11 protein-coding genes are annotated in these 14,325 nt (G+C 42.8%); 2 read left to right on the top strand and 9 right to left on the bottom strand.

All coding sequences use genetic code 11. The features are described from left to right. Nucleotides 1-895 precede the first annotated feature (895 nt). The gene (locus BM265_RS15825) at nucleotides 896-4,642 is read left to right on the top strand and encodes a family 43 glycosylhydrolase (protein WP_081358492.1); all 3,747 of its coding nucleotides are present in this window, start codon (nucleotides 896-898) and stop codon (nucleotides 4,640-4,642) included. 138 nt (nucleotides 4,643-4,780) lie between these two features. Here BM265_RS15825 and BM265_RS15830 read toward each other — a convergent pair whose 3' ends face one another. The 8 genes from BM265_RS15830 to BM265_RS15865 form a co-directional block, all read right to left on the bottom strand. Next, complete coding sequence (locus tag BM265_RS15830) at nucleotides 4,781-5,329, bottom strand: GNAT family N-acetyltransferase (protein WP_074962970.1); 549 nt, start codon at nucleotides 5,327-5,329, stop codon at nucleotides 4,781-4,783. A 25-nt stretch (nucleotides 5,330-5,354) separates the two neighbouring features. Continuing rightward, nucleotides 5,355-5,942 (bottom strand): GNAT family N-acetyltransferase, encoded by a 588-nt coding sequence (locus BM265_RS15835; RefSeq protein WP_074962971.1) that lies wholly within the window; start codon nucleotides 5,940-5,942, stop codon nucleotides 5,355-5,357. Between the two features lie 30 nt (nucleotides 5,943-5,972). Beyond that, the gene (locus BM265_RS15840; RefSeq protein WP_074962972.1) at nucleotides 5,973-6,581 is read right to left on the bottom strand and encodes a nitroreductase family protein; all 609 of its coding nucleotides are present in this window, start codon (nucleotides 6,579-6,581) and stop codon (nucleotides 5,973-5,975) included. A 39-nt stretch (nucleotides 6,582-6,620) separates the two neighbouring features. Continuing rightward, nucleotides 6,621-6,851: a DUF1653 domain-containing protein gene (locus BM265_RS15845; RefSeq protein WP_074962973.1), complete on the bottom strand. Its 231-nt coding sequence runs from the start codon at nucleotides 6,849-6,851 to the stop codon at nucleotides 6,621-6,623. A 177-nt stretch (nucleotides 6,852-7,028) separates the two neighbouring features. Continuing rightward, nucleotides 7,029-7,961, bottom strand: coding sequence for a hypothetical protein (locus BM265_RS15850; RefSeq protein ID WP_074962974.1), 933 nt, complete (start codon nucleotides 7,959-7,961; stop codon nucleotides 7,029-7,031). Beyond that, the gene (locus tag BM265_RS15855) at nucleotides 7,958-8,524 is read right to left on the bottom strand and encodes an RNA polymerase sigma factor (protein WP_074962975.1); all 567 of its coding nucleotides are present in this window, start codon (nucleotides 8,522-8,524) and stop codon (nucleotides 7,958-7,960) included. Before BM265_RS15855 ends, BM265_RS15850 begins: the two co-directional genes overlap by 4 nt. A gap of 259 nt (nucleotides 8,525-8,783) precedes the next feature. After that, nucleotides 8,784-10,103 carry a sensor histidine kinase gene (locus BM265_RS15860; RefSeq protein WP_074962976.1) on the bottom strand — a complete coding sequence of 440 codons (1,320 nt, stop codon included), beginning with the start codon at nucleotides 10,101-10,103 and terminating at the stop codon, nucleotides 8,784-8,786. Continuing rightward, nucleotides 10,100-10,840 carry a LytR/AlgR family response regulator transcription factor gene (locus tag BM265_RS15865; RefSeq protein ID WP_074962977.1) on the bottom strand — a complete coding sequence of 247 codons (741 nt, stop codon included), beginning with the start codon at nucleotides 10,838-10,840 and terminating at the stop codon, nucleotides 10,100-10,102. The genes BM265_RS15860 and BM265_RS15865 overlap by 4 nt, the downstream gene beginning before the upstream one ends. A 751-nt stretch (nucleotides 10,841-11,591) precedes the next feature. Between BM265_RS15865 and BM265_RS15870 the strand changes: the two genes are divergently transcribed. Continuing rightward, the gene (locus tag BM265_RS15870) at nucleotides 11,592-13,172 is read left to right on the top strand and encodes a fibronectin type III domain-containing protein (protein ID WP_074962978.1); all 1,581 of its coding nucleotides are present in this window, start codon (nucleotides 11,592-11,594) and stop codon (nucleotides 13,170-13,172) included. A 102-nt stretch (nucleotides 13,173-13,274) separates the two neighbouring features. Here BM265_RS15870 and BM265_RS15875 read toward each other — a convergent pair whose 3' ends face one another. Continuing rightward, nucleotides 13,275-13,979: an SDR family oxidoreductase gene (locus tag BM265_RS15875; protein ID WP_074962979.1), complete on the bottom strand. Its 705-nt coding sequence runs from the start codon at nucleotides 13,977-13,979 to the stop codon at nucleotides 13,275-13,277. Nucleotides 13,980-14,325: the final 346 nt, after the last annotated feature.

Below are 14,325 nucleotides of genomic sequence, written 5' to 3' on the forward strand. Positions count from 1 at the left end.
TGTAAACTCCATACTATAATATATCACGTTTTGGGGCAAATTGCAATAGTTTCCACAAAAAATTAAATATTTAATATTGCTGATTTAAAAAAATACTAGTCAAAAATTGCGGATTTGGTATATACATTATTTTGAGTTTGATTCAGAACACTTAATTTGACAGTTAAGCTCAGGCGGCAGCTGAACATTATAGGATATGTTAATCAGCGGATGATTCGTAGGCTTCTTAATATTATATAAAATAGTATATATTACTTCGGTCTGTCATTATCGAAGTAATCGGGGCTGAAAATCACAATTTATGCCTTGTCGATTTGCAATATATATCAAAAAATTAACCTACAAACATATTAAAAAAATACACTTGACAATAAATCGTGTTTGTGCTATAATTTTTAACAATAACAACAGTGCTCACTAAATTTGTATTGTTTTCGGGTTAAATTAGGGATAATATACAGGGCGATATGGACTATTCAGCAATGAGATCCTTTCTGTCAATTTAGATTTTAATGTCAGATATCATAAAATTATATGAGGATATTAACATACAATATGAAAATATTATCGCAAATGATGCCGTGCTCTGATACAGAAAAGAAGGAATATGTATCAGTAGATGAGACAGTGCGATCACATGTCTGATTTCTTTCAAATAGCGAATTTACTGCCTTTTGTTTACAAACTCTGAGACGATAATAGTGTAAAACCTAAAAAGTCATCCGAGTTGTACTGTTAGCAGATATCAACTTGAAAAATATATCAGCGATGATCGGCTGAGGCTCGGTACTTGATCAAGTCGAAAAAGTGTTGTAAAACGGCACTTTAAAAAACAGAAGTATGCTTCTGGGTAATATGAAATATGGGAGACCAAGTCAGATTGGAGGAAGACGTTATGTCAAGTTCGAAAACGATTACCAAAAGAATATTGTCAGTACTGTCATCGGCAGCACTTGCTGCTTCTTGCTTTGCTGCTGCCGGTGCATCGATACCGGCTATGACTGCAAGTGCTCTTGAAGCGGGACAGGTAGCTAACCCTGTGATATGGGCAGATGTACCCGACCCTGATATCATCAGAGTAGGGGATACTTACTATATGGTAAGTACTACAATGTTCTTCAGCCCCGGTGTACCTGTTATGAAGTCCAAAGACCTTGTATCATGGGAGATCTGCTCTTATGTATACGATACCATGGCTGATGGTGCAAAGCAGACTCTTTCAAATGGTCAGCACGACTATGCACATGGTTCCTGGGCAGCGAGCCTCAGGTATAACAAGGGTACATTCTATGTATTCTTCGGAAGCTACGGCACGAATAAGTCCTACATCTACAAGACCACCGATATTGAGAGCGGCAACTGGACAAAGAGCGAGATAAGCGGTATGTACCACGATGCATCGATGCTTTTCGATGACGATGGAAGAAACTATCTGGTATACGGCGGCGACGGAAATATCAAGATCAAGGAACTCAATTCCCAGATGACAGGTTTTGCATACGGCGCTCAGGAACGAACTATCATCAAGACCGGTCTTTCGGGACTTGCAGGTGAAGGCGCGCATATCCAGAAGATTAACGGTTATTATTATGTATTCCTTATTGCATGGCCCAGCGGCAGCGGAAGAATTGAGCTTTGCTATCGTAGTAAGAGCCTGACAGGTTCTTTTGAGGGCAAGACTGTTCTCAATTCGGGTCTCGGTACCTATGGCTCGGGTGTTGCTCAGGGCGGTATAGTTGATACTCCCGACGGTAACTGGTACGGATTGCTGTTCCAGGATCATGGCTCGGTTGGACGTATACCTGTTCTTGTACCTGTTTCATGGCAGAACGGCTGGCCTATTATGGGCGTTAACGGCAAGGCTCCCGTTGTGCTCGATATGCCGGGAAATCATGCAGGTACTCAGCTTGCTAAGGACGATGAGTTCAATTACAGCTCCAATAAGCTGATGCTTGAATGGCAGTGGAACCACAATCCCGATAATAATTACTGGTCTGTTACCGAAAGACCCGGCTGGCTCCGTCTTAAAAACGGATACATAGCAAAGAGCATCATCAATGCAAGAAATACCCTGACCATGAGGACAGAAGGTCCTTCCTGTTCGGGTGTTATAAAGATGGATGTTTCACACATGAAGGCAGGCGACTATGCAGGTCTTTCCGCATTCCAGTACAATTACGGAAATGTCGGTGTTCGTGTTACCGACAGTGGTGAAAAGAAGATCTACATGGCTACCAACGGCAATTACAACAGCAACGGCGATGTAATGAACAGTGCCGATAAGATACAGCAAGAAGTCACCCTCTACGGAAACACCGTATACCTCAAGACTGATTTCCAGTTTAATACCGTTGACGGTAACTACAATGTATCAAACAATATCGACAAAGTAAACTTCTACTACTCCCTCGATGGATCTTCCTGGACTAAGATCGGCACACAGGTAGGCATGACTTATGACCTGAAACTCTTTACGGGTTACAGAAACGCTATCTACAGCTATGCCACAAAGTCCACAGGCGGTTATGTAGATGTTGACTATTTCGACTATGAGCGCGCAGAGTGGAATGCTCCCACTATAGTTGAACCTGATGCAGACGGCTATTTGATACATGATACTTTTGAAAGCGGAGCAGGCAAGTGGTCTGCAAGAGGCGGCTGCACTATATCTACAAGCAATTACACAAAGGTAAAGGGTTCTAACTCATTAGGCATTTCGGGAAGAAGTGCAACATGGAACGGCGGTCAGAGATCGCTGAGCACCAGTGCATTCGTGCCAGGCAAGAGCTATGCATTCAGTGCCTGCTATTCTACTTTTGACGGCGCTGATCCCACTGAATTTAAGCTCACACTGCAGTATGACCTGAACGGTGAGACGAATTATGACAAGATAGCTCAGGGTACAGGAAGCACAGGCAAGTTCGTTCAGCTTTACAATCCGAACTATACTATCCCATCAGGTGCTTCAAACCTCGTTCTCGTAGTGGAGACCACCGAGGATACCTGCGATTTCTATGTTGATGAGATAATTGCCGCTCCCGTAGGCACAAAGATCGAAACTCTCGATTCTTCATCTTCTCAGACCAATACAAACAACTATTTCTTCCAGGATACATTTGAGAGCGGAACAAATGACTGGTCTGCAAGAGGCGGCTGTACAGCGGCTACAAGCACTTCTGCAAAGTATAAAGGTTCCAGATCACTGAGCCTTTCAGGCAGAACAGATGCATGGAACGGCGGAATGAAGAACCTCAGCTCCGGTACATTCGTAGCTGGCAAGAGCTATGCTTTCAGTGCTTGCTTTGCAAACCTTACCGGTTCTGATCCCACCGAGTTCAAGCTCACACTTCAGTACAGCAAGGATGGCGAAACTTATTACGATAAGATCGCACAGGCTTATGCAAACCGCGGTGAGTTCGTTCAGCTTTACAATTCAAAGTATACCATTCCCTCAGGTGCTTCCGATCTCGTTCTCGTAGCTGAAACTACTGAGGAGACCTGCGATTTCTTCATTGACGAAGTTATAGCTGCTCCCGCAGGTACAAAGATCGACGGACCCAAGTCCAATGTAGTTGTAGCCAAGGGTCCTGCTAGAGGTGACGTTAACCTTGATGGCGAGATCAATGTAATGGATCTTGTTGAACTCAGAAGAGGTATATCCAAGGGATTCGTAAACAATACTTCAAAACAGAATGCAGATGTTGACCAGAGCGGTACAGTTGATAATACCGATGTAACATATCTTCAGTCCTATCTTTCAGGCAAGATCACAGAATTCCCTGTGGCAGCAACTGCAACTGTACAATATAAATACAGTTCAAATCTTCAGTACAAAGAAGCTCCGAGCAACTACTTTACTCAGCCTGCAAAGCACGGTACCGTTGTCAAGGAATACTATAACGGCATCAACGGCAGCAAGGCTATGAATGTTTATCTTCCTTACGGCTATGACAAGTCAAAGAAGTACAATGTATTATACCTGATGCACGGCGGCGGAGAAAATGAGAACACCTGTTTCAACGATACTTCCATCGAGATCGACCTCATGCTGGATAATATGATCGCAAACGGTGATATCGAACCCATGATCGTTGTTTGCCCGACTTTCAACGGCTGTCCTTCAAATGACGGCAATATGGGTGCAGGCACAGTATGGAACGAAATGCGTCAGAGCATAATCCCTTATGTTGAAGGCAAGTACTCAACTTATGCAAACGGCAATACAAGCATAAGCGGCCTGAAGGCTTCAAGATTCCACAGAGCATATGCAGGATTCTCAATGGGCGGCGGCTCTACATGGAAGATGCTTTGTAATAACCTGGACATCTGCGCATACTATATGCCTCTCTCCGGTCACTGCTGGGACGGTGCATCCGGTATCCAGAATGCTATTGACAAGAGCGGTTATTCCAAGAGTGATTACTTTGTTATCGCTGCGACCGGTACAAAAGACTTGGCATACGAAAACATGGTACCTCTGATAAACACCCTTAAGAGCGACACTAAGCGCTTTACCTACACCAGTGACCTGTCTAAGGGTAACTTCTACTTCCTGGAAGCTCCTAACACTACCCACTGGTGGGGTTATGTAAGACATTACATCTATGATGCACTGCCTTACTTCTTCCACGAGGGTCAGTAACAGAACTGATCTTCCGTTCTTATTAAATAGCTTTATCCCAATATAGTGTGCTATAACAGAAAGGCAGTCACATTTCAGTGTGGCTGCCTTTCCGGTTTTTTAGGATATGAAGATCTGTTTTCTTTTGGATTTTTTAGTTCAGTCATCAAGAATTTTAATGGTGAAAAACAGCATACGAAGTCCGCCGAATGACATCATCAGTTTTCGGTATTCTTCATTTCGTACTCTGCCGCCTATGCTCATAAGATCATAGATCACACTCGCTTCCTGCATTTTCTGACCCGTCCTCACAAACCCCGCACGCTCGTAAAATCTAAGACGGTTCACACGCTGCTGGTAGTTTTTATACTTTTTCTCGACTTCCTCAATCGCCAGAAAAAGCCGTCTTCCGCTGTACTTTTTCTGAGCCGCTTTGAGTATCGCTGTGCCGTAGCCCTTACCGCGCAGATCATCATCAACAGCAAAATAGAACACATAACTAAGATCGAGATAGTTCACCGTATACAGAAAACCTATCCACTTTTCGCCGTCACGACAGCTGAAAAAATTTACGTTCGGCTTTTTAGCCCCGCTCACAAGTATCCCGAAAGGCGCACGTTCATCTGAGGGAAAAGCGGAATGATAAAGCCGCTTGATATTTTCAAGGTCGGACTTGTCGCGTTTGATATTTATCAGTCTTATATTCATTGCTGTCACCTGCTTTTGATCTGTTTTACGGCTTCCACACAAGGTTATACCTTGTCACACCGTTTGATGCAGTCTTAGTGTTGTAAAGCTCAAAACCGAGATGCTGATACATTTCGGCATAGTTTTTCATATCAGTATCGGCAAGTAAAGGAACTCCCTTTTTCCTTGCCATATCCTGCGCGAATGAAACCAGTTTTGTTGCATATCCCTTGCCTTGCGCACGCTTTTCTACTGCCACCATAAGAACATCGATATGGGGCTTTTGGGCGTACCTACGGTTTTCATCGGCTATCTGCGTTATGTGATCCAGCATATTTTTAAGCTTGCAAAAGGGGAGCCGCAGAAATATCCGCCAGAGCATTTTCATCTGTGAAAGAGCAAATTGATCACCGCTGAACTGCAAACCAATATATCCCAGACCATCATCGGTCAAATACAGCGAGCGTGTCTCGTATACATGATCGACATACGCCGCCATGTATTTCAGAACAAGAGGCCGCCGTTCATTGATACTTCCGAACTCATGAAAAAGTTCGTTGCTGACAAAAGCGTCACCGATCACATAGCGGATCTTTCGCAACTGTTTTTCAGTCAGATCTTCTGCAAGTTTCATGCTGTCACCCTCGTAAAAATAATATTCCTCTTAAGCATTACTTTCATCTGTAATGTATGTGACCTTGTTACCCGTTCTTTCAAGGGGTTTGCGCTCGGGCAGACCATTCTCTGTATCAGCATAACCTATAGCCAGCGCACCGTATACGCGCTCGTTTTCTTCAAGACCAAGTTCGCGCTCGTATTCAAGGAGATTTTTATCCTCATTCAGCCATCTAAGCTGATTTATCCAAACACTTCCAAGGTCAAGCTCGTTTGCAGCCAGTATCATGTTTTCAAGTGCGCAGGCGGTATCGGCGATATTGTTGCCGTAATCCTTCTGGTTTGCAACGATTATCAGGCAGTCGGGGTCGTAATGAAAAACATATCCGCCCTGCTTTGATGCCTTTATCGAATGGACGATGGATTTGTACATCCCTTCGGTGATCTCCATTTCAGCAAAAGCGGATTGCGCCAGTTCAGCCAGCTTTGCAAGAACTTTCTTGCTTCTCACAACGATGAAATGACAGCTTTGGGAATTCCCCCCGCTTGGTGCAAAACGTCCCGCATTCACAATAGCATCAAGCTTTTCATCTTCGATATGCTTGTCTGAAAATCTGCGGGTACTGCGTCGTGTTTTTATAGCTTCAAGTGTGGTCATGGCTGAACTCCTTTCTTGCTCAAATATGAAGTCTTGATATCATTCGCATTTTTCAAATCGTCTGAATGTCCTGCCGTCTTTCTCGATGATCTCATCCCACATCTCAGCAGGTCGCACCCAGACACCATGTTCGCCATAAAGCGCTCGGTAAACTACCATAGGTTCAAGGGTCTCGGAGTGTCTGGCAATTTCAAGAACCTCATATTCGTTGCCTTTGTAATGGCGGTATTTTCCCTTTTGGATAGCGGCTGCAGCTTCTTCGTAGGTCATTGTTTTATCCTTTCGGTATCAGTAACACAATTCACGGGTAGTTTTTCTTTGGGTATCATTATACCATAATCGACAAAAAAATACAATATGTTATTTCCTGAAATGGGTTATTGACATCTGTCTGTATGATCTAGAAGATGAAAAACGGCGCACCCGCCAGTACGCCGTTTTCATATTTTATTTAACTTCTTTGAAAAGCATATCACCTAATCTTGCACCGTTATAATCACTTATCTCCACTATGCTTGAAAACCAGACGCAGCCTTTTGGCTTTTCTTTTTCGGGAGAGCGGTCATATGTGGCTGATGTTATATCTATCTCATCGCTCAGGATACTGTTCTTTCTCAGAAGCCGCATATCTTCTGATGTGTTCGACAAATGGTTTAGCCGACGTATGGTTTCTTCTTCATCGGTGTAAAAGCCTATCTGCGAGAAGAAAATATGTCTGCCGTCTTCGTCTTCAAATTCTTTTACATCCACATTCGGTCTGAATGAAATATCAAAGGCTATCCCATCAAACAGCACGGGATCATTTTTCTTATCTCTTCTGTCAAGATCAAATGTCATGACATAGTCTTTTTCAACATCTATATCGCACAGATAAAGATCTTTCTGTAATGAGTATTGTGTATCGGTAACCACGTCATGATCCCTGCTTCCTCCGCCTTCAAGAAATATTTTATCACCGGTGGAAATATCATTTTTTTCTGTTATGTACATATCAAAAAACGGTTTTTCTCCCACATAGTCAATGCCTTCGCTGTCAAGACCCTCAACCGTAAGCACCATACTGCCGACATTCCCGTCAGAAAGAACGGTGTCTACCGTGATGCGCAAATGCTCGTTCTCGCTTACATAATTCAGGGCAAGACCTTTGTCTTCAAGATAATCAGCGGTTTTCTCATCAAAGTATTCCATCACCGCAGCTTTGTGCTCAAACTGAGTATATATAGCCCCCGCAGGTATCGCAAGCACCACCGCCGCGGCTATGCCGATAGCGAGCTTTTGCAGTGTTTTTTTTGAACTGTGTATTATTCGTTCTCTGTTTGCTGATATTACGAACCTGTCATCCAATCCGTTCATTGCTCTCAATATATCATTTCCGTTCATGGCTGTACTCCTTTCTTCTCTAAAAATATCCTGAGCTTTTCTCTTGTTCTGTGAAGAGTTGTTTTGACTTTACTCGTGGTGAATCCTGTTTCAATTGCAATCTGTTCCACACTTTTTCCGAACCAGTACCGCTTGACGAATATATCGCATTTATACCGTGGCAATGTGTCAAGAAACTCGTTTATCAGTGATGAAATAAACTTGTCATCGGGTGAAGAACTGCGGCTTGAATCAGGGATGCACTCTTCCATTTCATGTGTGAGTTCAACTAGCTGCGCTGAGCGTTTTGCCGTCTTCTGTTTCTCGATAATGTTGTATGCCGTGCATCGGCAGAGCCTTGCAAGGTAAGAAAAAAGATCATCCGGCTTTTGCGGCGGGATAGAATCCCACGCCTTTAAATATGTATCATTCACACATTCCTCAGCGTCACGCTTATCGCTGAGAAAACTTTTGGCAAGCCCGTTAAGTCTTTTTCCGTAGCGCTTCTCAGTTTTTATCACGGCTGCAGCATCACGTGATAAAAACAGTTCTACAAGATCGCGGTCATTTTCAAACTCGTACATTGGGTGAGCCTCCTTTCTCTCTTCACTATGATAATCAGGAAACTGATCAAAATGGTTACATTATTCTGAAAAATTTCCGAAGAATTTTGAAAAGCTGATCTGGCTTTTTAGGAAATATAGTTTGATGCGCTATAGTGTGTTGATAGCACATATAGTTATCTGCGTTAAATTGAAAAGCAGCTCCATCCGTTAAGCGGGCAGAGCTGCATTTAAAGTTATGTCGATTTTTCAAAGTTATATTTTTAATTTTAGCTTCTTTTTATTCCGGCTGATACATAAGTATGCTAACATTGAATATGCCGTTTTTGGTATCGATGACCATTGAACCTTTGTAGCGTTTCACGATGTTCTGCACCGAATGGAGCCCGATACCGTGCCCCTCTTTGTTTGTGATGGGCAGGGCGTTTTTGTCAAGCTCTATCTTACCGCAGTAGGCATTGTATATTGAAATGACCATAGTTTTCGGATTGAGAAGACCGATCCTGACATTTACAAGTCGTTTATTGTCTTCAAGTTCCGATGCCGCACGTATGGCGTTTTCAACCAGATTGCCCATAACTGCACACATATCCGATTCTTTAACAGGCAGGTCTTCTCCAAGGTCTATCGACCAGTTTACATTAACTTCCTGAGATCTTGCGGCTTCATCATAATGGTTTGCGATAGCGTCAACTGCCTGATTCTGGCATATGGTGTTGTGGCGCTGTGAGATATGTTCAACAAGAGGCGCGATGTATTTTGTCAGCTTATCTGTCTGACCTTTTTTCAGATATTCGTTGATGAGCAGTATATGCTGGCGAAAATCGTGCCGCAGCTGAGAAGACTCCTGCAAATACTGTCTTGTTTTTCTGTATTGGTTTTCTTCCATTTTAAATAGGTCAAGACTTCGCTGCAATTCGGCACGTTCGGTCAGCTTTTTCGAGAGCCACCACAGAATGTGGTATAGAAAAAATGTCACAATCGGGACGGTGAGAAATACAACAAGGCTGATCTTTCGCAGTCTGCCTGTCATGACGTTTTCAGCGCTGATAGGATTTACCCAGATGATCATACAAGCTGAAAGCAGCTGTGTGATAGAAAGCACTTTCCACACCTGATCGAGTTCTTCGGTTTCAAACATTTCGGGGAATTTCTTGATAAGCGTTCGTGAAAAGATCAGACCGATCAATACAGTGATACCAAGACATATCAGCCCTGAAAGCTCGGTATAAACATTATCATTATTTTTTAGTTCCAGCGGTGCGGTAAGAAATGTGTTGTAAGTGGTGCAGAATCCGCAGAGAAACACGGAATTTGCAAATGAAACAAGCTTTTGAAAAAATGGAAGTTCAAAGCAGAAATTATAAACGATGAACAGCGCTGCCATCGATGCGAAAAGCATGTTATTAGAGGAAATTTTCATCATTGAACACAACACAGTACCGCCTACTGTGTATACTGTCAGCACTATTGCCAGTGCACCGAACAGAAAAGTCTTGCTGACTCTGCGGCAGCGATACACAGGGATTATTGCCATGGCGGCTGCAGGAAATACCATGGCAAACTCGGTGAAATATCTTAGCACAAGGCTGATATTCATATATCAAGCCTCCTGCGCATACGCGAAGCGGCGTATTTCGTATATTTTGCCAGAATGTCCTTTCGCCCGCGCCGGCGTACAGGGTATATCATTTCGTCCTGCATTACTATCTGGTCACCTTTTACCTGTGAGGCATAGTCCATATTTATTATTATACCACGGTTGCAAAACAGAAAATTCGGTTCGTTTTCCAGAGCGGATTCCAGTTCGCTGAACAGCATTATACTTTGTTTGACCTCCCCGGTGATGAGTTTTACATCAACCGAGTGATTGTTTGAAAGCACAGATACTATCTCGGAAAGAGGAATCTCAAGCACCATATGTGGAATGTTGACTTTCAGAAGCTTGTCCTCAGCATTAAAGTCGCTTATAGTTCTGTCCATGACATCGACAAAGTCAGCATATTCAAAGGGTTTGCATAGAAAACCCTTTGGCTGTGAAGGGAAGGACTGAAAAACGAAGTCCCGTGTAGTAGACATAAATATGATGCTGATATCGTGGTCTGCAATGCGGATCTTATCTGCTAGGGCAAGTCCGTCCATTTCGCCGAGGCACACATCAAGGAAAATGATCTCGAACATTCCTTTTCTATATTTTTTTAGAAATTCCTCAGCTGAAGTATAATCAGCAGTTTTTATGGTACAATTGTGTTTTTCGCCGAAAAATCGGTCAAGATAGTTTCTTATTACTTCGCGGTCGTGTTCCAGATCATCGATCACCGCAATATTAAGTTCCATAACTCCACCCCTTTAAGTAATGAATAACTTGATATTAACGATTAATTAATTGTAGTACAACTTAATATATTTATTATATCATAGTCATAATAAAAAAACAAGAATTTCAATGACCGTTCACGCAAGATTTGTACAATTCACGCAAGTTCTATTGACATTTTAGTTTTTTTATATTACAATAACCAATAAAGTGATGAACATTTATCTTGTACATTAATAGTTCAAAAATAGCAGATGGGGAAATGGTACTTTTCTCGCTGAATAATCAAAAATTGATACTGTCATTATGCGGGCAGAAACTTTCTTGTATCTCAACACGATTGGAAATACATGTAAAATAAGTTCGCTGATACGAACTTTTATGAAATTATTCTACGAAACATTTTCGTGATTTATGAGTAAGCAAAGTAGTTTCGGGCTTGTAGAATTGATGGGATTTCTTTTGTGATAAAATATAGTAAAAATATTGAATATATATAAATATTATTTATAACTACAAACTTACAGTATTTTATCATAAATAACGATTTATAAATCGTATATATGATATGGCGATTATTTGAATCTGTTATGAATTCATATCCTGAAAAGTGCGATAACTCTATGGTTCGACAATATGTATATATTGAATAAGATACTATTTGTTAATCTGTGCTTTATGTAAAATTAACCTGTCAATAGGAGTGGACCCTATAGTAAATAATTTAGGGGACGCTTTTATATCAATAATTGTTTTAAGGAGGTTCTGAAAATGAACAAAGGAAGAAATTGCAAGAAGGTAGCAGCAGCTCTGATGGCACTCACCATGACAGCAGGATTGGTTCCTGCAAATATTTGCAGCTTTATAAGCGTAACTGCAAATGCTGAGGAAGTAGAGCTGATAGTCCCCGCTGATGAGGTAGTTACCGATGATGAAACTACCGCAGAAGAAGTTGTAGCTGTAGATTACAGCGCACTTACTGAGGGCGAGTATGTTATTGACGGTGATGTAACTGTAGAGTCTGTTATTACAGTTTCCGGTGTTGTTAATCTTACACTGAACGAGGGCGCTACACTTACAGCAGTTCAGGGTATCGTTATCGAAGAAGGCGCTGTACTCAACGTATACGGTGAGGGCACACTTGTTGCAACAGGTGCTCCCAACGAAGGTACAAACCAGTTCGGTCACAACGCTATCAATGGTACTATAAATGTTTATGGTGGTACTATCAACGCTACTGCAAGTGATTCTGCTCAGGGCTACGGCGCTACATATTGGCTGCATGGCAACTGGGGCATTCCCGGTGTAGCTGCTATTGAAGGTGATATAACTGTTTATGGCGGCAAAATTATCGCCCAGGGCGGTAACGGCGGCGACGGCGGAGATGGCTGGTATGCAGGCAGCGGTGCAACCGGTGGCTATGCACTGGCAGGTAAGATCACTATCTACGGTGGAGATTTTGACCTTAAAGGCGGCAAGGGCGGTAAGGGCGTAAAGAGCAGCAACTCATGGGGCGGCTATCCCGATGGCGTAGATGGTAAGGACGGTGCTGCATTCGATCCCTCTTCTTCCGTATATGTAGACGGCAAGGGTGCTATTATTGAGAAGATCAACTATGTAACATGGAACTGGATGCTTCTTGAAGACGGTACATACACCGCAGTACCCAAGCTGTACAATGCAGATGGTGAAGAGAAAGATATCAGCGAAAAGGAAGTAAACATTACTACTGCTTATTCTAAGGGTCTGACCATCTATACTGCTACCGTTTTTGTTGATGGCAAGGCATACAGCAATTCTATCCAGACTGAAGCAAAGGTAAAGTTCAATCCTGAAGTTACTTACGAGAAGGGTTATAAGAAGGTAACTCTGAAATGGGATAGCGTATACGGTGCACAGAAGTACGGTGTTGCAGGTTATGTAAACGGCACATGGAGACTTCTGGAGCAGGGTCACGGCAACTCTTATGTTCTGAAAGACCTGAAGCCCGGCACCGAGTACAAGGTAGCAGTAGTTGCAATGTTCAACGGTAAGTGGAACGCTGATACTTCCAATGCTATAACTGTATCTCCTAAGGATGCTGAATATCCTGAGGTTACCGATATTGAATACAGCAGACAGTTCCATCAGTTCAAACTGTACTGGGATGAACTGGACGATGCTGATGAGTACGCTGTTGCAGTTAAACTGGCAGGAAAGTGGAAGGTTCTCAGCCGCACTGAAGATACTTCTTACACTTCTCCCAAGCTGATAGTTGACAGCACTTATGAGATGGTAGTCGTTGCTAAGATGGACGGCAAGTGGGATCTCGATAATATCGACAGCAGATCTTTCAATATTACTGTACAGTAATAAAACTCCTCTTATAGATCATTTTAAAAGAAAACGATGGTTTCGAAAGAACTGTCGTAAACAGAAAAGTCCGGTTTTGAGCCGGACTTTTTTGTCATATATTTAAGTATTCAGTTTCCATCCATTATCCCCGTGGTAGATCATCAGCTTTGTCATTCCGCCGTCGATGCAGATGTTTTCTCCTGTGATGAAACCTGCCTTGTCGGAACAGAGAAAAAGCACCATATTTGCGATATCAAGAGGTTCGCCCACACGCCCGCAGGGCTGCTGATAAGCATCTGCACCATCGTAAATACTGCCGCCAGTTTCTATCCACCCGGGAGATATAGAATTCACGCGAACTTTTCCCGAAAGGCTGACTGCAAGTGCATGGGTAAGTGCCGCAATACCTCCCTTTGCCGCAGTGTAGCTTTCGGTCTGTGGCTGACTCATTCTGTCCCGTGATGAGGATATATTGATTATACTTCCGCCATTAGAAAAATGTGGTGCAAACAGCTTTGAAAGATAAAAAGGTGCAGTTACGCCCACTGCCAGTGCATACTGAAATTCCTCATAGCTGCATTCTTCGATGCCTTTCATGATGGGCAGAGCATTGTTTATCAGAAAGTCGATATGCCCGTGTTTTTCGATCACTTCCGTCGCAAAGCGTTCAAGCACTTTCTTGTCAGAAATATCTCCGACAAAATGATCGCCCTCAGCTTTGTCGATAACGCACACAACTGCTCCGTTTTTTCTGAACTCATCGGCAATGCATTTGCCGATACCATGTGCGCCGCCTGTTATGACGGCAACTTTGTTTTTGAACATTTAATACCTCCTCAAAATATCTTGTAAAATCTCGTAAATACTCGCGAAATCTCAGTATTTCATAAAGTTATGTTCAAGAAATGAACCAAGTTATGGATGATCCAAAGCATTGAATGCCGGATTTAACGTTATCAGGGTATAGCAAACAAAACGTCTTGAGAGATCTGTTTTGACAGCCTTGATGCGACCCATATCCGTTACGGCAGCAAACCTCCTCTGTCCAACGGGATCATTCGTCACGTGAAGTCCCAACTTCCTTCGTTCTGCCTATCCATAACAGGGCGTCGGCGCAGCTCCATTGCGAGGTCATGCCCCTTGGTAATAATTCCTGCCGACTGCCGGCTCA

Source organism: Hominimerdicola alba, from assembly GCF_900112155.1.
In the GTDB taxonomy this organism is placed as follows: Bacteria; Bacillota; Clostridia; order Oscillospirales; family Ruminococcaceae; genus Hominimerdicola; species Hominimerdicola alba_D.

Bases quoted from the DNA above. Each gene is read 5' to 3' on its own strand.
- BM265_RS15825 (WP_081358492.1), top strand. From the start codon at position 896: ATGTCAAGTTCGAAAACGATTACCAAAAGAATATTGTCAGTACTGTCA.
- BM265_RS15830 (WP_074962970.1), bottom strand. From the start codon at position 5,329: ATGAATATAAGACTGATAAATATCAAACGCGACAAGTCCGACCTTGAA.
- BM265_RS15835 (WP_074962971.1), bottom strand. From the start codon at position 5,942: ATGAAACTTGCAGAAGATCTGACTGAAAAACAGTTGCGAAAGATCCGC.
- BM265_RS15840 (WP_074962972.1), bottom strand. From the start codon at position 6,581: ATGACCACACTTGAAGCTATAAAAACACGACGCAGTACCCGCAGATTT.
- BM265_RS15845 (WP_074962973.1), bottom strand. From the start codon at position 6,851: ATGACCTACGAAGAAGCTGCAGCCGCTATCCAAAAGGGAAAATACCGC.
- BM265_RS15850 (WP_074962974.1), bottom strand. From the start codon at position 7,961: ATGAACGGAAATGATATATTGAGAGCAATGAACGGATTGGATGACAGG.
- BM265_RS15855 (WP_074962975.1), bottom strand. From the start codon at position 8,524: ATGTACGAGTTTGAAAATGACCGCGATCTTGTAGAACTGTTTTTATCA.
- BM265_RS15860 (WP_074962976.1), bottom strand. From the start codon at position 10,103: ATGAATATCAGCCTTGTGCTAAGATATTTCACCGAGTTTGCCATGGTA.
- BM265_RS15865 (WP_074962977.1), bottom strand. From the start codon at position 10,840: ATGGAACTTAATATTGCGGTGATCGATGATCTGGAACACGACCGCGAA.
- BM265_RS15870 (WP_074962978.1), top strand. From the start codon at position 11,592: ATGAACAAAGGAAGAAATTGCAAGAAGGTAGCAGCAGCTCTGATGGCA.
- BM265_RS15875 (WP_074962979.1), bottom strand. From the start codon at position 13,979: ATGTTCAAAAACAAAGTTGCCGTCATAACAGGCGGCGCACATGGTATC.